The following is an 18,977-nucleotide window of genomic DNA, read 5'->3' as shown; positions in this document are numbered from 1 at the left end:
CTTCCCCCCTAATTGATTCGGATGGAGCCGCCCTGAAGGCGGACGACGCCCTCGGCGCGCGTCTCCACGTACGTCCCCTCGAGGAGAATGCGCCCACTGCGCAGCAGCGTCAGACTCGCCCGGCCGCACCGCAGCGTGAGGCGCTCCTGGCTCTGGATGACCTGGACGTCCGCTGCGTCTCCTCCCGGGACGAGGCCGCCTGCCTCCCGAGGCCGCACGTGCTCCTCACTCCCCGAGGCGGCCTGCGCACCCGCCGTATGGACATGAACGGAAATGCCCTTGAGGCGGAGCGTGCCCGCTGCCGAGGTTTCGACGGATGTCCCATTCAGGGAGACCTTCCCGTTGCGCAGCAGGGTGACCGAGGCCTCGCCACAGCGGAGGGCGAATCCGTCCTGGGGCTGGATCGTGCGAGCGCGTGACTCGGCGGCATCCTCCAGCGCGGCCTGCAACGCATCCGAATAGGTGGTCCGCGGAGCGACGGGGAGAAGGGCCGTGATGATGGGGAGCCGCGGGGAGCCGCGGGTCCCCATCCTCGAAGCGGAGCTCCACGGGTTGACGTGCCTCGACAGTGGCCTGAAGCCCCTCCGCGTCCACCCGCACGGCCTTGCGTGCCACGCGAGGCCCCACCGGATTGCCTTCGAAGTCCACCACGGGCCGGCAGTCACCGTCCGTCCCAATAATGCGCCCCAGGCGGCTCTCCCAAAGAGGCTCCAACGTCACTCCGGACAACGAGGCGTGCAAAGACGACGGGCGACTCATGGAACTTCCCCTCCTCTTCGAAATGCAATGACAGGGTGCTGGACGGCCGACGCGAATGGGAGGAATTCCCCCCTCGCGGCAGCCGAACTACTTCATGCGGTGAAGCGATTCAAACAGTCGGACTTGTCTCTACCGGGCAACCATACAATTCCAGACTGACTCGCGATGCAGGAGGTGTGCTGGGCGTGAAGGGCCGCACCCGGCGTGCCGCTGAGGACGTGCTTCGCTTGGTGGCAGAGGTGCACCTGCTGCGCGCGACGCTGCGAGAGGCTCTCCGCCAGAATGAGCGGCGCGAGAGCATAGGCGGCATGGGAGCCCTGTTGCGGGCGAGGGCCGGGGTAGGTGGTCGTCCAGGAGGGCCGCGCGACACGCATTGGACGGTGCAGGAGGGCCCCAAGGAGGCCCGCCCGTCGCGCTCCAGGCACACTCCTCCCCTGCGCAGGCCACCGCTCGCCTTGGGCTCCGCCAGAGAGTGCATCCCTCAGCCGTGCGTCACTCCCACAGCGCCTGCTGCGGTGGCCCCCTGGCAGGTGCCTGGAGTGGGGGCAGCTCGGGCAGGTGCAGGTGGCGAAGACTGCGCCGGATGACGCTGCCCTGGGTGAGCTACACCAGCACCCGCCGCCTTCCTCCGCACCTCGGGCAGCAGAAGACGTCCACTGCGAACCTCTTGCGCAGCAACCCCGCCCACTCCAGCCTCCGGGCGCGCTGACGCTTCCGGCACATGGCCCGAGCTGCCGCATCTGAAGCTGGTGCCTCCTCCTCGCCCGGGGCCGCCGCCGCGGAGCCAGGATGTCCGCATGGCCTATATGGACGTGCCCGCCGCCGGAAAGGCCAACGGCCGCACCGTCCTGCTGCTCCACGGGAAGAACTTCTTCGGCTCCTACTGGAACGTCACCATCCGCGCCCTCAGCGAGGCCGGCTACCGCGTCGTCGTCCCCGACCAGGTGGGCTTCGGCAAGTCCTCCAAGCCCGCGCTCGACTACAGCTTCCACACGCTCGCCACCAACACGAAGCAGTTGCTCGATAAGCTCGACATCCCGAAGGTCGTCGTAGTGGGTCACTCCATGGGCGGCATGCTCGCCACCCGCTTCGCCCGCATGTTCCCCGAGGCCACCACCCACCTCGTCCTGGAGAATCCCATCGGGCTCGAGGACTACCGCTTCCTCGTCCCCTGGCGTTCCACCGAGGACCTCTACCGCGACCAGCTCGGCACCACCGAGGAGTCCATCCGCAAGTACCAGAAGACCTACTACGTCACGTGGCGCCCCGAGTTCGACGAGTACGTCCAGATTCCCTTCCGCCAGACGCTGAGCGCCGAGTACCCGAGGCTCGCCTGGGTCTCGGCCGCCACCGAGCAGATGATCTACCAGCAGCCCGTGGTGCACGAGTTCCCCCTGGTGACGGCGCCCGTGCTGCTCGTCATCGGGCAGGCGGATCGCACCACGCTCGGCCGCGCCCGCGTGTCCCCCGAGGCACTCGCGAAGCTCGGCCAGTACCCCGAGCTCGGCAAGCGCGCCGCCAAGGCGTTCCCCAAGGCGACGCTCGTGGAGATTCCCAACGTGGGTCACATCCCCCACTTCGAGGCCCCCGAGAAGTGGCACCAGGCCCTGCTCGGGTTCCTCGGGAAGTGACGCTCAGGCGTCGCCGTCGGTGACGCCCGGGTCCCCGTTCACGTCGATGCCGTCGCGGAGCAGCTCCGCCTCGGCCGCCGTCTGGGCCTGGGTGTTCACCGGGTTCTCGTACCAGCCCGGGTCCCCGTAGCCGTCGAGCCGGTCACGCACCTTGAGCACCGTGAACATGCCGCCCATGGTGATGCCGCCGTGCCGCCCGCGCCCGCCCACCATGGGGATGCTGTTGGCGGGGACGGCCATGCCCATCTCCTCCATGTCTCCCATGCCCGCCTGGCCCATCGTCATGTAGTTGGGCAGCAGCTTGCGCACCTTCTCGTCGAGCTCGCCCGGCTTCACCCCGATGAGGTTCGGCATGTCGTGCCCCATCTGGTTCATCACGTGGTGCGTCATGTGGCAGTGCATGGCCCAGTCGCCCGGCTCGTCCGCGACGAACTCCACCGTCCGCGTGCTCCCCACCGGCACCAGCACCGTGGTCTCCGGCTGCTGCGCGGACTCGGGAATGCGGCCACCATCCGTCTCGGTGATGCGGAACTGGTAGCCGTGCAGGTGGATGGGGTGGTGATCCATCGGGCTCAGGTTCCCCAGCCGGATGCGCACGCGCTGCCCCGTCTTCACCACCAGCGGCGCCGTCCCCGGGAAGGCCTTGCCGTTGAGCGTGAGCAGGTTGAAGTCGTTCATCGCGTTCGGGTCTGGCCGGCGTGCCCCGGGCTCCACCTTCCACTCGTGCAGCATCAGGGCGAAGTCGCGGTCCACCTTCGGCCCCCGAGGCTGCCGTGGGTGGACGATGAAGAGCCCCGTCATGCCCAGGGCGATCTGCGTCATCTCGTCGTGGTGCGAGTGGTACATCAGCGTCCCCGACTGGCGCAGGGTGAACTCGTACTTGAACGTCTCGCCCGGGTTGATGGCCCGCTGGTTGAGTCCTCCCACTCCATCCATGCCGCTCGGCAGCAGCAGCCCGTGCCAGTGCACCGTGGTGGGCGCCGCCAGCCGGTTGGTGACGTAGAAGCGCACCCGGTCCCCTTCCACCGCTTCGATGAGCGGACCATGCACGCGCCCGTTGTAGCCCCAGCACACCGCCTTCAGGCCTGGTGCGAACTCGTGCTCCACCTCGCCGGCCACCAGGTGGAACACCTTCACGCCATCCACGACCTTCCATGGCAGCTTCGCGCCGTTGGGCACCACCACCGGCTGGTAGTCCCGGCCGGGCCGCGCGGGAGGCAGGTGCCTGGCATTCGCCCCCTCGGCCCGCGCCTCCCGGGACGCCAGCAGCGCCCCACCCGCCACACCGATTCCGCTGGCGACGAGCATCTGCCGCCGGCTCAGGTCCTTCGTGTCTCGCGAGCTCATCGCGCGTCTCCCTTCTCGTCCGTCAGCCGGCCGCCCACCGCGTTCTCCAATGCGTTCCGGGCGTTCCAGTAATCCCTCAGCGTCTCCACGTACTCCCGGTACGCCTGCACCTCGTCGCGCCGCGCCTCGAGGAGCTGGTACGGGCTCAACACCATGGCGTTGTAATGGAGCTGGGCCTGCTCGATGACGCGCCGGCGCAAGGGCAACAACACCTTCACGTAGTGCTCCACCATCCGCCGCGACGTCTGCAGTTGCGCCCGTGCCAGCCGCACCTCGGAGCGTGCGTCCACGGACAGCTTCGTCAGCCGCCGCTCCGCCTGCCGCCGCTGCGCCTCCAGACGCCCGATGAGCGCCTGGCGCTGATCGAAGATGGGCAGCTCCAGCACGAGACTCGGTCCGGTGACCCGCAGCCCATCCCCGTCCCGCTCCGTGCTCACGCCCACCTCCACGGTCCCGAGGAACCGCGAGCTGCGCGCCAGCGACACCGACTGGTCCATCAGCGACACCTCCTTGCGCGCGGCGTCGACGTCCAACCGGCGCTGGATGGCGAGCCGCTCGAGGTGCTCCAGCGGCGGCTCCTCGGACGGAAGCTCCGGGAGGGACTCCCCCACCTTCCACTCCGTGTTCTCACCCCACAGCCCCAGCAACCGGTTCATCCGCTCGCGACGCTCGACGAGCTCCAGTTCCTCGCGCGCCAGGGCGAGCCGGGCCTCCTGCCAGGCGGACTGTGCAATACCCAGGTCCAGCTCGGCGATGTTCCCGGCGTCATACTGCTTCTGGGCCAGCTCGGCCGAGACCTCGGCGGCAGCGGTGATCTGGGCCTGGTACTGCAGGAGCTTCTCGGCCGCCTGCGTTGCCGTGTAGGCCTCGCGTACCTCCGCCACCAGGGCCAGTGCCTCGTGGGCCGTGCGCAGCACATCCGCCTCGAACTGCTGCCGTGCGATGCGCTTGCGAGCCGGGAGCATGAAGAGATCGAGCAACTCCTGCACGAGCGAGAACTCGACGTTGAGGCCCACGGCCGGCTGGTTGGGAAACCGGACCATCGCGCCAATCGTGGGGTTGCGCAGCAGCCCGGCCTCCACCAGCTCCGCCTGGGAGATGCCCAGCGCCTCGTACTCGGCCTGAAGGCCCGGGCTGTTCACGAGCGCGATGCGCACCGCCTCCTCGCGCGTGAGCCCGTCGCGGAGCAGCTCCAAGACGCTCGCGCGAACCTCCTCGGGGGGAGGCGATCCCTTCTCCCAGCCGGTCGGGGCGGACACGCGCTCCCGGACCATGGCACCTACCTCCGCGTGCCCACGCTCGGGAGACATCGTCGCGCACCCAGCGGCGAACAGGGACAGGGCCACCGTGGTGACGAGTCGTCTCATCGGTGGGCCTCGTGCTGATGGGAGTGCCCATTCCCTTCCGAGGGCTTCGACCCGGCGGGCTTCTGGGGAACGAGCTTCATCCCGCACTTCGGGCAGCGCCCCTGCTCGGAAGAGGTGACCTCCGGATGCATCGGGCACGTGTAGACCGTGGAGGGAGTGCCAGCGTCCTGAGAGGCACTCCCGGTGGGCGCGGGCGCGGCGTGGCCCGCATGGCCGCCCCCGTGCGAGGCGTGCGCCGAACCACCCGGTGGGTCCGCGAGAGACAACAAGGTAGGGGGATTGCCGGCCAGCACGGCGGCCACGCCATGCACCGGGGATTCGGGCGCCTCCGGATTGGAGGGATCGATAGGAGAAGGAACACGCTCCGCGGCACCGGTGGCGCAAGCGGACAGGCCAAGAGCCAGAGCTCCGGCCACGAGCTTCGTCGTGAAAGACATCGTATTCACCTGAAAGAAAGAGTTTTCGAGCAACGGCCAGAAGACACACGCCTCCCGTTCCGGAGCGGCACGAGGCCACATCCAGTCACACGGCGGCGGGGGGCCGGCTCAAATGAGGAGCTGACGCAGCGAGAGGAACAGCCGTTCCCGAGGTGGCGGATCATGCCCCGAGCGGACCCGGAGGCCCGGCTCCTCGGGAGGCTCCGGCGGCGTCCAGGAGGCCACGGCCGGAAACTCGACCGCGTGGAACTGGGGCCTCCAGTCGAGCGAGGGCACCACGCCCGTGAAGTCCGCCCGATGGCCCTGCTGGATCTCGCAGCAGCCCTGGGGAAGGACTCGCTGCTCGACGGGCTTCTTCTCGGGGCAGGCGCACGGCTCGACCCGCTTGCCGGTGAAACGGCACACCGTGATCGTCCCGCCCGGGAGGGCGGCCTGCATCGACAGCAGCAGGGCGAAGCCTATGGCGACGAGACGGACAATCACGATCTCTGCACTACCCTTCCCTCGAGCACTCCGCAAGCACTCACACCAACGCAGCGGGCCCCGAACTCTTACAGCTCGCATTTCGTCGCCCTGAAGTGCGAGGTCCTCCGCCCTGCTCGACCGGCGGCCATGCGGACGTTCTGTGTAGGCGGGTATCGGCTTCGCTAGGGGCCACGCTCCGTGCCGTCATCGAGCGCAACCTCCCCATGACCCGAGCGCACGTCAACGGAGCGAGACACCGTCCTTCCGGATGAGCTCGTGGCGCGCACCGTGTAGCGCCCGGCGGCCGGGAGATAGGTATGGAACACGCCGGACAGCGGGTGCGCGGAGAAGTGCTCCTCGTTCGGCCAGGTGAGCTCGTCGATGGCCACGGTCACGGGCCCCTCCGCCCGGAACGCCTCGGGGACGCGGATCGTGAGAGACGGGCCGTCGAGGAACCGATCCAACAGAACCTGCCAGAAGGGACGCGCCCCCTCGACCATCGGCGCAAGCGGCCGGCGAGGTCCTGGCGCCGAGAATGGCAACTCCACCAGATACGCGAGCGTGCCGAAGCTCCAATAGAACCAGTCCTGATCCGTCCCTCCCACAGGGTAGAGGTGGCGCACGGCCGCATAGCGCTTCCCCTCGGGTATGCGGCGGACCGCATCGACCATGGCGGGCGCCACCCCCCACGCGGCCGAGGGCTCTGGCGAGCGCGCCCCCTCCACGGTGTACGGTACGAGCAGACGGCTCGCGGCGGCGTGGTACGACACCATGGCGACGAAGCGCCACGCCTCGCCAAGCCGCATCATCGCCTGGACCTCGGGCTCCGAGCCCGCGGACGGCCCCCGGAAGAAAGGCGAGCGGGGATCATCGCTGTTGAAGCGATCCTCGACGTTCCTCCACGCGAAGGGGTAGTTGCGGTTGAGGTCGACGCCGTACTCGAGCAGCCCCAATCCGGCCGCCTGCTCGTCCTGCCGCCGGTTGGTGCGCCCGCGTGCGTCGGACACGTGCCAATACCCCTGGCTCCCATCCGGGTTGACGAGTGGAACGACGACGACATGGAACGTGCGCAACCAGCGGGCGACGCGCGGATCTCCCCGGTTGTCCAGCAGCCAGCGCGCGGCATCGAGCGGCGGCTCGGGCGTCACCACCTCGTTCGCATGGGTGCCACCGCACAACAGCACCGCCGGGCGTGAATGATCATCGAGCGCCTCGCCCAGGAGCAGCGCGAGCATCGGCCGGTCCTCGTGCGTGCGGCCGATCTCGATGACGCGCGTGAGCTCCGGAGCCCGTGCGGAGAGCGCCCGCATGGCGCGCTCGATGAGCTCGGGATCCTTGATGCCCTCGATGAAGGCGTCGCGCGGAGGAGCATTGCGGGCGCGCGAGAGGCGCTCCGCGAAGGTGGAGTCCTGGAAGCGGTACGGCACCCCTGGCTGGATGTCGCGCACCTGGAGCGGGCTCGTGCGCAGCAGGTGCACCCCGAGCTCGCTGGCCACATACACATCGGTGTCCGCCTCGCGTGCGACACGGCGCAGATGGCGGCGCAGCTCCGGAGCGAGCTCCAGACCGCGCTCGACACGCACGAGCCACCCGGTCGTGAGGCCATCGCGAGCCGAGGCCTCCTGGGGCGGCGGATCCGGCACGAACAGCGACACCTTCACATCGGGAGGCTGGTTCTTGTTCGCATACACACCGAGCGTGCCCTCGGGAAACGCCGGGTCGGACCAGACGAGGCTCGCGAGCTCCGCCTTCGTCCGTGCGTCGTACACGTGGGCGGCGAAGGCGGGCCCGGCGAGGAAGAGCACGATCTCGAGCTCTCCCACCTTCGCGAGCCCACGCACCTTCGCGCGCACACCACTGTCGTCGGAGCGCGTCCCGTCGTAGCGCAAGAACCCGAGCGTCTCGCGGCGCGCATCGAGGTAGAAGCCATAACCCGAGAGCGCGAACAGCGGCTCGGTCGCGCGCACCTTCGCGCGGAACAGGATCGCCAGGTCGGCACGGGAGGGGTTCTGGATCCTCGCGCGCACGAACGGCACCGAGGACACGGACGCCGGCTCCTGGACGAAGAAGTTGCGGGTGACGCGCGAAGGGGCGAGGGAGAGCACCGCGTCCTGGGCGCTCCACTCTCCGACGGTGGCCTCCGCCTTCCACGTGACGGAGTGCTCACCACGAGGGATGGGATAGCCCTCGCCGCGTGCATGGCCCGCGACGAGCAGGCACACGAGGAGTCCACCCAGGAACCTCACGGCGAGGGCTCCGTCCGCCCCGAGGGCACGCCGATGTAGCTCAGGAAGTCGAGGTAGCGCTCCCGCTTGGGAGCGCCCTCGGTGGCCGAGACCATGACGGTGGACAGGAACGCGCCCACCTGCTGACGGTCCTCCATGAAGGTCCAGACGTTCGCGTACCCCGGGAGGGCCAGATGCTCCTGGGCGTGGAGCCCTCCGTGGACGATGTAGTGCCAGCGCGACTCCGACTTGTGGAACTTGCGGGAGATCAAGGTCCGGAGGATGACGCTGCGCTCGTCGAACGGCAATTGCCGCACGTTGTCCCGGTACTGGGGCGGCAGCTGCTTCCACTGCTCCTCGGCATTCGAGGGGTAGTAGACGCGGATCGGCACGCCCACGGCCCGAGCGGCACGCGCGATCGACGGGAGCGCCTTGTCCGTGAGCATGTTGCCCTTGATGGCGATGATGCGTCCCTGCTCGAAGAGCAGGCGCACGTAGCGGTAGTTCTCGTCGTTCTGGAGCCAACCGAACCCATCCGTCCAGCGCGCGGGCCGGAGCTGGCGCGCGTAGTTGGCCCACAACGAGCGCCGCGCACGCTCGAACACACCGGCGATGGCGGCGCGCTCTTCCACCGGAAGTGACGCCCACTCCTGTTCGATGGCGGCCCGCGTCGCCTCCAAGCGCTTATCGGTGAAGGCCTCGACGAAGTCCTCGCGGGTCCGCGCGCGCTTCACCACGGCCCTCAGCACGTGATGGAGCCGGATCACCGTCGGGTCGTAGTCGAAGATCCACGCCCACTGGCTCCGGGCGTGCGCGATGAACGAGTAGCCCTGATCGGCGCCGAGCCCGACATAGCCACCGCCCACGTTCTTGATGGAGTCACCGAAGAGGTATTGGAGCGCCTCGTTCGACTTGATGTAGCTCAGCGGGTCGCGGCAATCGACGCGCGCCTTGCCCTTGCGCCCGCAGAGGGGAATCTGGAAGACGTCGGTGTCCTCGACGACCGCGAGAGCCTTGGCGCGCTCCTCCTCGCTCGGCGGAGAAGGATCCGCCGGCCGGGCCGGGGGGTCGGTGATGAACCGAGGAGGCCACGCCGACAGCCGCGTCGTCGTCGACGCGCAGCGGAAGCTCAGACGGTGGAGCCCGCTCGTGGGACTCTGGCCGCGCCGCCAGGAGCCACGCAACATGTCCTCGGGCCAGTACCAGGAGCCGCCCTTGAGCACGCGCTGGGTGAACCCCTTGCACGGGCGCGCGCCGTCGCACGGCCCACGAGGATTCTCACGCAGGCAGGCCTCACCACACGCCTTGTCACAGCCCTGGAAGCACGGAGCCCACCAGTCCTTCACCCACTCGTAGCCGTTGCCCGCCAGGTCATAGAGACCCTGGGAGCCGGGCGGGAGGCTGCCGGGCGGCATCGTCGTGTTCCCGGGGCAGCCCTTGTAGTTCGCCTTGTCGCACGTGGGAGGCTCCTCTCCCCACGGATAGGTCCGCCCCTCGGGTCCTCGCGCGGCCTTCTCCCACTCGGCCTCTGAGGGCAGCCGCTTGCCGGCGAACACGCAGTACTGATGCGCCATGTCCCAGGTGATCGGCACCGCCGGGAGCTCGGGGCGTTGGAAGCGCGCGTAGAACGACGGACGAGGCAGCCGGGGACACGCGCCCGCGCGCTCGCAGCGGCTGTAGTCGCCGACCGTGACCTCCCTGGCATCCAGATAGAACGTCTCGACGAACACCTTGTGCCGGGGCTGTTCGGCGGGGGTGCGATCGTCAGCGCCCACGATCGCATCGCCCCCCTCGATGCACACCATGCCGGGCGGCGGCGCCTTCTCGCACGGCACCGCGCTCACCAACCACATCAGGAGCAGAGGAGTGAGTCCCATCGCGGCGCGATGCTACCCCGGGCTTCTCTCGGGAAAGACAAACATCGCCTGGTCTCGGTCCTGACAGAGGGGCACCTGTTTCCCCGCTCGCTTTTTTTTCCCTTGCGTGGGGTAGATGATTTCGCCTCAAACAAATGTCGACAACCAAACAAAATCGCTCCCATTACCTCTTGCCGCTCGCGTTGGGATTCACGTTGGCTTTCGTGAGTTGCCTCGCGGCCCCTGATGAAACAGCACTCACGGAGCCCCCCTCCGAACAGGCCCCGGGAGACACCCCGCCAGAGGAGGGCTATGAGCTCGTCTCGCCCATCCGTCTGCCCATCGAGGTCCTCGGCCGCGAGGGATTGACGAAGAGCGTGACGTTCACCCTCACCGCCCAGGACATCCAGAATCCCCTGAGGCTCTGGATGCAGGTCCACAGCCTGAGCTACGCGAACAAGGCCAGCGTCCGCTTCAACGCCGGTGCCTGGGTGGACCTGAGCAACACCACGGTGACCGTCGAGGGGCTCGGGAAGAGCTACGGGGGCATCGGCGGGGCCTTCGCGACGCTGAAGCTGAACCTGAACGTCCCCACCGGGGCGCTCGTGGCGGGCACCAACCAGCTCACCTTCCGGTTCAACACCTCGGACGAGCGATCCATCGGCTACCGGGTGTTGAAGTTCAACCTGCTCCGGGCCGATGGGAGCCGCATCCTGCCGGACTCCATGTTCGAGGAGGACAATCCAGCCACCTGGCAACCCCCGCTCACCGACGCCGCCTCCATCGCCGAGGGAGAGAAGCTCTGGCGGACGCGGCAACTGGTGCGCTCCTACAAGAACGCCACGGCCATCCGGGCACGGTGCATGGACTGCCATGCCCAGGACGGGAGGGATCTGAAGTATTTCAACTACTCGAACCTCGCCATCATCGAGCGGGCGAAATTCCATGGCATGAGCGACGCGGAGGCCAACAAGGTCGCCTCGTACATCCGGACCCTGCCGGGCGTGCCCAACCCGGGACGGCCGTGGAACCCCCCATACCAGCCCGGGCCAGGACTGGACTCCAAGCCCGTGGAGCAATGGGCGGCGGGAGCCGGAATCGACGCGGTCCTGGAGCGGGACCGGGACATCCTCAAGTCCATCTTCCCGGCGGGCATCACGAAGGCGGCGGTCGCCACGACGACGAACCTCAGTGCCCGGGAGATGCCCATCGCCTTCCAGATGCCCGATTGGAACCACTGGCTGCCGAGCATCCATCCCAAGGACGCCTGGGGTGACACCTTCGTCAACGACAAGCTCAACAAGGCCTATGCCGGTGAAGGGACCGCGACGGGTGTCAGCGCCCCCCTGCGGGAACTGGGCGCGAAGGTCAAGGCCGCGGGCTATACCAACTACAGGCTCCTGCTCTACTACCCCCACACGCTGTTCAACCAGTACATCTACGAGTTCCTCTCGCCGAGGTACCCGAACGCCACCACGGGCCTGGATATCAACTACTCGCGGAAGGTCTACTCCACCGCGCTCTGGCACCTGGTGAAGACGTGGGAGCTCATGCAGGAGTTCGGCCTCGAAGGCCAGCAACGCCAGCTCTTCCCCTCCTCGCGCGAGACGCGCAGCTGGATGAGGAACAACAGCTTCGACAGCTCTCCCAACCTGCTCAAGCTGCCGAAGAACAACTCGGGCATCAACGACAACAGCCCGTTGATGTTCACCTACTTCTCCATGGCGTGGTACCAGGCCTCCCTGATCCTCTTCAATGGCAACCATTCGGACGGGGCGGATCGCAACGGCCAGCGGCCGATCGACTGGTCCTACGTGCACGGCTTCATCAAGGACATGCAGCGTTACGCCATCGGCACGCCCCCCACCAACGGGTTGCTCACGCTCTGGCTGGTGAAGGGGATGCAGACGTCAGACAACACGCTCAAACCCAACGCATCGGGCTCGGCCGGGTGGAGCCCGAAAACCGCGGGCGACCTGAGCCGCCTGGTGGCGCCCGACTTCATGACGGGCTGGACCGACATCACCACCCAGGAGCGCAAGGCCATCCTGGAGGCGCTCCTGTCCACGTGGTGGGACAAGACACGCCAGTACCCCGCGGCGGACTGGTGGAACGGCGGCGGCGCGAGCACGACCGAGCTCATCAACGGCTTCTATGACTCCACGCTCGGCAACCGCCTCTGGTACCTGCTCCCGCAGTTCAAGTACCTCGGGGTGAATCCCACCCTGGTCAACACGATCGCCGATTGGGCTCAAACCATCTGGCCCCAGGCCAACTGGTCCCTGGTGAAGAACGCCACCTGCGCGCCCTATTCGACCCACCTGCGCTGTTCCTCGGAGACGTTCTGAGCTAGGACACGCGCGCCCATGTCCGCACCGACTGCCCCCCCGAGTCCACGGCGCGCCGCGCTGGTCTTCATCTTCGTGACCGTCCTGCTCGACATCCTGGCCATGGGGATGATCATCCCCGTCCTGCCGGGAATCGTGGAGGGCTTCCTCAACGGCGACACGGCGCGGGCCTCCGAGGTCTTCGGCCTGTTCTCCACCGTCTGGGCGCTGATGCAGTTCGTCTTCTCGCCCGTGCTCGGCGCGCTGTCCGACCGCTACGGCCGCCGGGCGGTGATCCTCGTGTCGAACTTCGGGCTGGGGCTCGACTACATCCTCATGGCGCTGGCGTCGTCGCTGCACTGGCTCTTCGTGGGCCGGGTCATCTCGGGCATCACCGCGGCGAGCATCAGCACGGCCAGCGCCTACATCGCGGACGTGACGCCGCCGGAGAAGCGCGCCGCCAGCTTCGGGATGATTGGCGCCGCGTTCGGCGTGGGCTTCGTGCTGGGGCCCGCGCTCGGCGGCGTGCTGGGCGGCGTGGATCCGCGCATGCCCTTCTGGGTGTCCGCGGCCCTGAGTCTGGCCAACGCGATGTACGGCCTGTTCGTCCTGCCCGAGTCCCTGCCGCCCGAGCGGCGCAAGGCCTTCAGTTGGCGGCGCGCGAACCCGGTGGGTGCGCTGAACCTGCTGCGCTCGAACCGGGAGGTGCAGGGGCTGGCGAGCGTCCACTTCCTGTACAACCTGGCCCACGTGGCGCTGCCCAGCGTGTTCGTCCTGTATGGGAGCTACCGCTTCGGCTGGGACCAGCGCACCGTGGGGCTCACCATGGCGGGCGTGGGGCTCTGCTCCCTGTTCGTCCAGGGAGGATTGGTGAGGCCCCTCGTCAAGAAGGTGGGCGAGCGGCGCGCGCTGCTCCTGGGGCTCTCATTCGGTGCGGTGGGCTTCACCATCTACGGACTGGCGCCGACGGGCCACCTGTTCTGGCTCGGAGTGCCGGTGATGTCCCTGTGGGGGCTCTTCGGGCCGGCGTCGCAGGGGTTGATGTCCAGCCGCATCAGCCAGTCGGAGCAGGGCCAGCTCCAGGGCGCGCTCTCGAGTCTGATGGGCATCGCGGGGATGATCGGCCCCACGATCTTCACGCAGACGTTCGCGTACTTCATTGGCCCGCGGCTCGACTGGAACCTGCCTGGAGCGCCCTTCCTGTTCGCCACGCTGCTGCTGATCTTCGCCATCGCTCTGGCCGGGCGGGCCACCCGCTCGCGCGGAGAGGCCGCCCCCGTCACCAGCATCCCGACGGCGGGCTGAACTCCCGCGGGGGGGGCGGCTCGTCCGCCCTCGCGGGCTCAGGTCTCGTGCAGAACGCGGCCTTCCATGCCGCCGGCCACGGTGATGACCTCGCCCGTAACGTGGCCGGAGATGCGGTCGGACGCCAGCGTCACCACCACCCGTGCCACGTCCTCGGGACGGCCCACCTTGCGCAGGGGCATCGTCCGCGTCACCCGGTGGATGAACGCCTCGTTCAACTTGTCCTTGTTGCGATCCACCGCCGTCCACCCAGGGCACACCGTGTTCACCCGGCCCAGCGGCGCGATGCGCGTGATCTCGTTCTTCAGGCTCTTGAGGAACCCGCTGGCCAGCGCGCCCTTCGCCGCCGCGTAGTCCGAGTGCCCCGCCTCACCGAACAGCCCCGCCGTCGAGCCGATGAGGATGATGTTCCCCGTCCCCGTCGTCGCCACGTGGCGCAGGAAGGCGCGGCAGCTCAGGAACACGCTGTCCAGGTTCTCCGCCAGCGTCCGGCGCCAGCGCTCCAACGACATCTGCCACACGCCCTCGTCCGGCGGAGGCCAGACGCCCGCGTTCGCCACCAGCACGTCCAGCCGGCCGAGCGCCTTCACCGCCGCGGGGACCAGGGCATCCACGTCGGACTCGGACGTCAGGTCCGCCTTCAGCGCGGCGCCACCCAGCTCCTTCGCGAGGGACTCCGCCTTGTCCGCGCTCTGGTGGTAGTGCACCGCCACCTTCGCGCCTTCATCCGCGAAGGCTCGCACCACCGCGCTCCCGATCCCTCCCGCGCCTCCGGTGACGAGAACTCCCTTGCCTCGAAGATCCGTGTCCATGGCCGGACGTTACCAGCCGTTCGCAACCCCCAGGAAACAATGAGCCGGTGGGCTCGGCTTCCAGCCCACCGTCATGGGGAGCAGGCCAACAGCGGCGTCTGGAAGGGGTACTCTGCGAGGGCTCAGCAGGAGGAAGCCGGGAATGCAGCTTCGGAAGAGGACATGGATGTACATCGCACTGGGTGCGATGGGCATGATGCTGACCGCTTGCGGGAAGGGTGGCGCCGACCTGTCGTGCGCCACGGACAACGACTGTCTGGAATCCGAGCTCTGCCATCCAGACAAAAAGGTCTGCGTGCAGCTCTGTACCACGAACGTGGATTGCCCCGCGTCGGCCAAGACGTGCGCGGCGATGAACGACAACGGCCAGAAGATCTGCCAGTGCCTGAGTCAGCAGTGCACGAACCCGTAGTCCCCTCCGGCTACGGGCTCCCGCGCGCCATGAGCTGACGCGCGGGAGTTTCGCTGACAATCAGTGCCTCACCGCCGCGAGGGCTCGCCGGCCGCCGGCTTCTCGATGTCGATCTGGATGCGATACCCCGTTTCCCGGACGTAGACGCTGTTGCCCTGACGCGCCTCGAGGGGAGCGACGTCTCCCCCCGCCTGGAGGGCACCCACCCGGACAAAGCGGGACTGAGCATTGACCTGCCGCGCCAGACGCACGAGCCAGTTGGCCGCCGGGTTGGCCTCCTGCTCCAACCTCAGCTCGTGACGCTCCACGTCCCTGCCCTCACTGTCGAACACCCGGAAGGTCACCTTGCTCCCCGCGCCCAGATCCTCCCGGACCTGCACCGGCTCCAACTCCTTCCAATCGGAGGCCGCGAGGCCCGTGCCGAAGTCCACATCGATGCAGGCGTAGAATGCCTCCGGGCTGTCCGCGCGCTGCCAGATGTTGTAGATGACGTGCCGGCCCGTCTTCCCCGTGGGGAATGGACAACTCACCGTGTAGCGGTTGTTCTGGAGGGTGACGCTCGTCACGGTGCAGAACGGCGTCGCTTCCAAGTCCGACCACTTCAGCGGCTGCAACGGATTGTAGCCCGCCTTCGTCACGTAGAACTGGAAGTACTTGGTGGAATGGGGCGCGGTTGCGTAATAGGTGAAGTCGAACCGGCCACTCGAGTTCGGCGCGATCAGCTTCGCCGGCCAGTCGTTCCTCGCCAGGTCCAGCCCCTTGTGAGACTCATTGCCGCCGCTGCACAGCTTTCCGTCTGGAATGATCTGGCGGTGCTGGTCATTGGCATTCCCCTGCCGCACGCCATTCCAATCGTAGAAAGCTTGCGTGCCGCCGTAGGCAACCGCCGCCTTGCAAGCCGCGGACTTGGGCGCCTCCGGCCCTTCCTTGTAACAGTTGTACACACGGCTGATGGGTATCTCGAAAGAGCCGTGCGCGAGTGCCTGCCCCCCGGACACCAGGGACACCACGGCCAGGAACGGTGAGACGAATGCCTTCATCATGAGGACGAGCCCTCTCCCTTCGAGGTGGACTTCGCCGAGTAAAGAGTCGACAGCCGGGTTTTTCGGGTCACCACCGGTGACAAAAAAACCCACTCCCGGTGTCAAAGGGCCCGAGACGAGGGGTCCGAGTGAAAGCTTGCACTCGCATCGGGCCTGCGTTCGGATGCGCCCACGCATCGCTCCCGAGCCCCATGCCCACCTTCCGCTCCTGTATCCTGCTCGTCCTGCTGACTGCCTGCGCCTCCTCGCGCCCCACCCCTTCCACCGAGACTCGGCCCGCCGCGCCCTCGGAGGAAACCGTGCTGGCCGACGACGTGCGCGTGCAACGCCTCGCCCCCGGCATCTGGCTGCATGTGACGCTCGCGGGGGAGGACTGGGGCCGGACCCCCGCGAATGGATTGCTCATCGAGGACGGCGAGTCCTCACTGCTCGTCGACACCGGCTGGAATGCGAAGCAGGCGGAGCACCTGCTCGCCTGGGCTCGGGACACGCTGCACCGGCCCGTGCGCGCCGCCGTGGTGACACATTTCCACATCGACCGGACCGGAGGCGTGCCCGCGCTCGAGGCCCGGGGCGTGCCCGTGTACGCGCGAGCGGAGACCGCGAAGCTCGCGTCCGAGCACGGCCAGCCCGTGCCCGCCCAGCGAATCGCGGACACCAAGGACCTGGGCCCCCTGTCGTTCTTCTTCCCCGGCGCCGGACACGCACGCGACAACCTCGTGGTGTGGCACCGTGCCAGCGGCCTCCTCTTCGGAGGCTGCTTCGTGAAGGATGCCGACGCGCACAACCTGGGCAACGTGGCGGACGCGGACGTGCCGGCGTGGCCCCAGAGCCTCGAGCGTGTGCGTCAGCGGTACCCCGACGTGCGCACGGTGGTGCCCGGCCACGGCCTTCCCGGCGGACTGGAGCTGCTCACGCGCACCCAGGAACTGCTGCGCGAAGCCGGCACCGGCGGCCCGGCCCCGCACTGAAGCGGGACTACACCGCGTCCAGGCGCAGGAGCTTGCGGGCCTCCTGAGGCGTGGCCAGAGTCCGGCCCTTCGCCTTCGCCCGCTTCGCCGCCTCCGCCACCAGCTCCCAGTTGCCCTTCGCCAGGACGCCCTTGGACACGTAGATGTTGTCCTCGAGCCCCACGCGCGCGTTACCGCCCCGCTCCGCGGCCAGGTCCACGAAGGGCAGCTGGTGCCGCCCCACCGCCGCCACCGTCCACGTGCACCCCTCCGGCAGCGACTTGATCATGAAGTCCAGCGCGTCCTCGCGCGCCGTCAGCGCCCCCGGCACTCCCATCACGAAGTCGAAGTGGCCCGGCAGCGTCGCCACGCCCTCCTTCGCCAGCGCCCGCACCTCGTCGACCATCCCCACGTCGAAGCACTCGAACTCCGGCCGGAGCCCCAGCGCCTGGATGCGCCGGGCGATGTCCCGCACCAGCGGGCGCGGGTTCCAGAACACCTCCTCGCCGAAGTTCACCGTGCCCGTCGTCAGCGTGGCCATGTCCGGCCGGTCCTCGCCCGTCAGCCGCAGCCCGCCGCAGCGCTCGTCCACGCCCATCCCCACCGCGCCACCCGTGGACACCTGGACGAGGATGTCCGTGCGCTTGCGGATGGCCCGGATCGCCGCCCGGAACAGCTCCGTGTCCTGCGACGGCTTGCCGTCCGGCGTGCGCACGTGCAGATGCACCATCGCCGCGCCCGCTTCCCGGCACTTCGCCGCGTCCTCGGCGATCTCCTCGGCGCTGATGGGCAGGTAGGGCGTCTGCTCGCGCGTCGTCTCCGCGCCCACCATCGCCGCCGTAATGACCATGGGGTTGCTCATCGCTGGCCTCGCTGTTTGTCCTTCGGCACCACGCAGGTCCCGCTAGCCCGGCACACCACCACCGGCTCCGGCAACAGGTCCGCCGCCGAATCGTTCACATCCGGTCGCGGGCGGATGACCTTGCGCGCCTCGAAGCGCATCTTGCGCGAGGTGTTGCCCACCTGGACGATCTCCCCCTCGGCCTCGATGAAGTCCCCGGCGTACACCGGCGCGAGGAACTCCACCGAGTCGTAGGCGCGGAACAGCCCCTCGTCCCCGTCCAGGCGGATGCACAGCTCGGTGGCCACGTCGCCGAACAGCCCGAGCATCCTCGCGCCGTCCACCAGGTTGCCGCCGTAATGCGCGTCATGGCTGCTCATGCGCAACCGGATGACTGCCTTCACGTTGCTCACTTGGGCTCCCCCTCCCAGTGCACGTTCTTCTCCTCCTTGCCTTCCTTCTGGAGAACCTGGTGCACGATGTAGTTGGCCACGTCCGAGGGCTTGGTCCCCGGGCCGAAGCCCGCGTCGAAGCCCAGATCCAACGCCAGCTTGTGGTCCACGCGCGGCCCGCCCAGCAGCAGCAGCGTCTTGCCGTGGATGCCCGCGGCCTTGGCCGCGTCGATGAACTGGCGCGAGTTGTCCTTGTGCACGTCGCGCTGGGTCACCACCTGCGACACGAGGATGGCGTCCGCGTTGCGCGCCATGGCCTTCTTGATGAGGTCCTCATTGGGTACCTGGCTGCCCAGGTTGAAGGCCTCGAACCAGGGGTAGCGCTCCAGGCCGTAATCGCCCGCGTACCCCTTCATGTTGAGGATGGCGTCAATGCCCACGGTGTGCGTGTCCGTGCCCGTGCACGCGCCAAACACCACGATGCGCCGGCCCACCTTGTCCTTGATGAGCGCGTTGAGGTCATCGAAGCCCTGCTTCTTGACCACGACCTCGGGCACGTCGATCTCGGCGTAGTCGAGCGAGTGCGGGGTGCGCGCGTATACGATGAAGAAGGTGTACGTGTCGGCGGCGCGCTCGGCGGCGGCCACCTTCACGTCGGTGAACCCCATCTTCCTCGCCATGACGGCGGCGGCCTCCTTGGCCTTCTCCGACAGCGGCACCGGCAGCGTGAACGACAACTGCACCACACCGTCATCCCGACGGTCGCCATAGGGGCGGATGATCTGCTTGGTCGGCTTCGTCGCCATGG

At 68.2% G+C, this 18,977-nt stretch carries 18 protein-coding genes and 1 pseudogene; 6 read left to right on the top strand and 13 right to left on the bottom strand.

Features of this window, described 5'->3' with window-relative positions:
- Positions 1-8: 8 nt before the first annotated feature.
- Entirely contained in the window at positions 9-530 is a 522-nt protein-coding gene (locus DAT35_RS45010; RefSeq protein ID WP_108075513.1) for a hypothetical protein, read from the bottom strand.
- A gap of 40 nt (positions 531-570) precedes the next feature.
- A pseudogene (locus DAT35_RS62535) lies at positions 571-759 on the bottom strand (DUF6484 domain-containing protein); the annotation flags it as partial.
- A gap of 583 nt (positions 760-1,342) precedes the next feature.
- Between DAT35_RS62535 and DAT35_RS61980 the strand changes: the two are divergent.
- Positions 1,343-1,468, top strand: coding sequence for a hypothetical protein (locus tag DAT35_RS61980; RefSeq protein WP_255415251.1), 126 nt, complete (start codon positions 1,343-1,345; stop codon positions 1,466-1,468).
- A gap of 88 nt (positions 1,469-1,556) precedes the next feature.
- Positions 1,557-2,390 carry an alpha/beta fold hydrolase gene (locus DAT35_RS45005; protein WP_108075512.1) on the top strand — a complete coding sequence of 278 codons (834 nt, stop codon included), beginning with the start codon at positions 1,557-1,559 and terminating at the stop codon, positions 2,388-2,390.
- A 3-nt stretch (positions 2,391-2,393) separates the two neighbouring features.
- On the opposite strand, the gene DAT35_RS45000 is transcribed toward DAT35_RS45005, so the two are convergent.
- The 6 genes from DAT35_RS45000 to DAT35_RS44980 form a co-directional block, all read right to left on the bottom strand.
- Positions 2,394-3,737 carry a multicopper oxidase family protein gene (locus DAT35_RS45000; protein ID WP_233262085.1) on the bottom strand — a complete coding sequence of 448 codons (1,344 nt, stop codon included), beginning with the start codon at positions 3,735-3,737 and terminating at the stop codon, positions 2,394-2,396.
- On the bottom strand, positions 3,734-5,104 hold the full coding sequence (locus DAT35_RS44995) for a TolC family protein (RefSeq protein WP_108075511.1): 1,371 nt from the start codon (positions 5,102-5,104) through the stop codon (positions 3,734-3,736). Before DAT35_RS44995 ends, DAT35_RS45000 begins: the two co-directional genes overlap by 4 nt.
- Positions 5,101-5,541 carry a heavy metal-binding domain-containing protein gene (locus tag DAT35_RS58510; protein ID WP_146210135.1) on the bottom strand — a complete coding sequence of 147 codons (441 nt, stop codon included), beginning with the start codon at positions 5,539-5,541 and terminating at the stop codon, positions 5,101-5,103. Before DAT35_RS58510 ends, DAT35_RS44995 begins: the two co-directional genes overlap by 4 nt.
- A gap of 108 nt (positions 5,542-5,649) precedes the next feature.
- The gene (locus DAT35_RS44990; protein ID WP_108075510.1) at positions 5,650-6,024 is read right to left on the bottom strand and encodes a hypothetical protein; all 375 of its coding nucleotides are present in this window, start codon (positions 6,022-6,024) and stop codon (positions 5,650-5,652) included.
- 164 nt (positions 6,025-6,188) lie between these two features.
- Positions 6,189-8,252, bottom strand: coding sequence for a M14 family metallopeptidase (locus DAT35_RS44985; protein WP_108075509.1), 2,064 nt, complete (start codon positions 8,250-8,252; stop codon positions 6,189-6,191).
- A complete protein-coding gene (locus tag DAT35_RS44980; protein WP_108075508.1) occupies positions 8,249-10,108 on the bottom strand; it encodes an SUMF1/EgtB/PvdO family nonheme iron enzyme in 1,860 nt (619 codons plus the stop codon). The genes DAT35_RS44985 and DAT35_RS44980 overlap by 4 nt, the downstream gene beginning before the upstream one ends.
- 203 nt (positions 10,109-10,311) lie before the next feature.
- On the opposite strand from DAT35_RS44980, the gene DAT35_RS44975 reads away from it, so the two are divergent.
- Together DAT35_RS44975 and DAT35_RS44970 are read left to right on the top strand one after the other, a co-directional pair.
- Positions 10,312-12,435 (top strand): hypothetical protein, encoded by a 2,124-nt coding sequence (locus DAT35_RS44975; RefSeq protein WP_146210134.1) that lies wholly within the window; start codon positions 10,312-10,314, stop codon positions 12,433-12,435.
- 18 nt (positions 12,436-12,453) lie between these two features.
- Entirely contained in the window at positions 12,454-13,719 is a 1,266-nt protein-coding gene (locus DAT35_RS44970; protein ID WP_108075506.1) for a TCR/Tet family MFS transporter, read from the top strand.
- Between the two features lie 38 nt (positions 13,720-13,757).
- Here DAT35_RS44970 and DAT35_RS44965 read toward each other — a convergent pair whose 3' ends face one another.
- Complete coding sequence (locus DAT35_RS44965; protein ID WP_108075505.1) at positions 13,758-14,531, bottom strand: SDR family NAD(P)-dependent oxidoreductase; 774 nt, start codon at positions 14,529-14,531, stop codon at positions 13,758-13,760.
- A gap of 166 nt (positions 14,532-14,697) precedes the next feature.
- Between DAT35_RS44965 and DAT35_RS44960 the strand changes: the two genes are divergently transcribed.
- Complete coding sequence (locus DAT35_RS44960; protein WP_108075504.1) at positions 14,698-14,943, top strand: hypothetical protein; 246 nt, start codon at positions 14,698-14,700, stop codon at positions 14,941-14,943.
- A 68-nt stretch (positions 14,944-15,011) separates the two neighbouring features.
- Here the strand turns inward: DAT35_RS44960 and DAT35_RS44955 are convergent, their stop codons facing one another.
- Positions 15,012-15,986, bottom strand: coding sequence for a lytic polysaccharide monooxygenase (locus tag DAT35_RS44955; RefSeq protein WP_233262084.1), 975 nt, complete (start codon positions 15,984-15,986; stop codon positions 15,012-15,014).
- Positions 15,987-16,177: 191 nt separating this feature from the next.
- Here DAT35_RS44955 and bla point away from each other — a divergent pair, with 191 nt between their 5' ends.
- Positions 16,178-16,957 (top strand): subclass B1 metallo-beta-lactamase, encoded by a 780-nt coding sequence (gene bla, locus DAT35_RS44950; protein ID WP_108075503.1) that lies wholly within the window; start codon positions 16,178-16,180, stop codon positions 16,955-16,957.
- Between the two features lie 7 nt (positions 16,958-16,964).
- On the opposite strand, the gene DAT35_RS44945 is transcribed toward bla, so the two are convergent.
- The 3 genes from DAT35_RS44945 to DAT35_RS44935 are packed head-to-tail and all read right to left on the bottom strand — an operon-like array spanning position 16,965 to position 18,975.
- Positions 16,965-17,798, bottom strand: a complete 834-nt coding sequence (locus DAT35_RS44945; RefSeq protein WP_108075502.1) for a 3-keto-5-aminohexanoate cleavage protein — start codon at positions 17,796-17,798, stop codon at positions 16,965-16,967.
- Positions 17,795-18,157 carry a hotdog fold domain-containing protein gene (locus DAT35_RS44940; RefSeq protein WP_199243206.1) on the bottom strand — a complete coding sequence of 121 codons (363 nt, stop codon included), beginning with the start codon at positions 18,155-18,157 and terminating at the stop codon, positions 17,795-17,797. The genes DAT35_RS44945 and DAT35_RS44940 overlap by 4 nt, the downstream gene beginning before the upstream one ends.
- A 29-nt stretch (positions 18,158-18,186) precedes the next feature.
- Positions 18,187-18,975 carry an OAM dimerization domain-containing protein gene (locus DAT35_RS44935; RefSeq protein WP_108075501.1) on the bottom strand — a complete coding sequence of 263 codons (789 nt, stop codon included), beginning with the start codon at positions 18,973-18,975 and terminating at the stop codon, positions 18,187-18,189.
- Positions 18,976-18,977 lie beyond the last annotated feature (2 nt).

The organism is Vitiosangium sp. GDMCC 1.1324, assembly GCF_003044305.1.
Lineage (GTDB): Bacteria > Myxococcota > Myxococcia > Myxococcales > Myxococcaceae > Archangium.
This window is presented reverse-complemented; position numbering and strand designations above follow the sequence as displayed.

What these genes read in the sequence shown, in the direction of transcription:
- DAT35_RS44935 (WP_108075501.1), bottom strand. Translation starts at nt 18,975, where the DNA reads ATGGCGACGAAGCCGACCAAGCAGATCATCCGCCCCTATGGCGACCGT.
- DAT35_RS44945 (WP_108075502.1), bottom strand. Translation starts at nt 17,798, where the DNA reads ATGAGCAACCCCATGGTCATTACGGCGGCGATGGTGGGCGCGGAGACG.
- DAT35_RS44955 (WP_233262084.1), bottom strand. Translation starts at nt 15,986, where the DNA reads ATGATGAAGGCATTCGTCTCACCGTTCCTGGCCGTGGTGTCCCTGGTG.
- DAT35_RS45005 (WP_108075512.1), top strand. Translation starts at nt 1,557, where the DNA reads ATGGCCTATATGGACGTGCCCGCCGCCGGAAAGGCCAACGGCCGCACC.
- DAT35_RS44980 (WP_108075508.1), bottom strand. Translation starts at nt 10,108, where the DNA reads ATGGGACTCACTCCTCTGCTCCTGATGTGGTTGGTGAGCGCGGTGCCG.
- DAT35_RS44960 (WP_108075504.1), top strand. Translation starts at nt 14,698, where the DNA reads ATGTACATCGCACTGGGTGCGATGGGCATGATGCTGACCGCTTGCGGG.
- DAT35_RS45010 (WP_108075513.1), bottom strand. Translation starts at nt 530, where the DNA reads ATGGGGACCCGCGGCTCCCCGCGGCTCCCCATCATCACGGCCCTTCTC.
- bla (WP_108075503.1), top strand. Translation starts at nt 16,178, where the DNA reads ATGCCCACCTTCCGCTCCTGTATCCTGCTCGTCCTGCTGACTGCCTGC.
- DAT35_RS44995 (WP_108075511.1), bottom strand. Translation starts at nt 5,104, where the DNA reads ATGAGACGACTCGTCACCACGGTGGCCCTGTCCCTGTTCGCCGCTGGG.
- DAT35_RS61980 (WP_255415251.1), top strand. Translation starts at nt 1,343, where the DNA reads ATGACGCTGCCCTGGGTGAGCTACACCAGCACCCGCCGCCTTCCTCCG.
- DAT35_RS44940 (WP_199243206.1), bottom strand. Translation starts at nt 18,157, where the DNA reads ATGAGCAGCCATGACGCGCATTACGGCGGCAACCTGGTGGACGGCGCG.
- DAT35_RS45000 (WP_233262085.1), bottom strand. Translation starts at nt 3,737, where the DNA reads ATGAGCTCGCGAGACACGAAGGACCTGAGCCGGCGGCAGATGCTCGTC.
- DAT35_RS44970 (WP_108075506.1), top strand. Translation starts at nt 12,454, where the DNA reads ATGTCCGCACCGACTGCCCCCCCGAGTCCACGGCGCGCCGCGCTGGTC.
- DAT35_RS44965 (WP_108075505.1), bottom strand. Translation starts at nt 14,531, where the DNA reads ATGGACACGGATCTTCGAGGCAAGGGAGTTCTCGTCACCGGAGGCGCG.
- DAT35_RS58510 (WP_146210135.1), bottom strand. Translation starts at nt 5,541, where the DNA reads ATGTCTTTCACGACGAAGCTCGTGGCCGGAGCTCTGGCTCTTGGCCTG.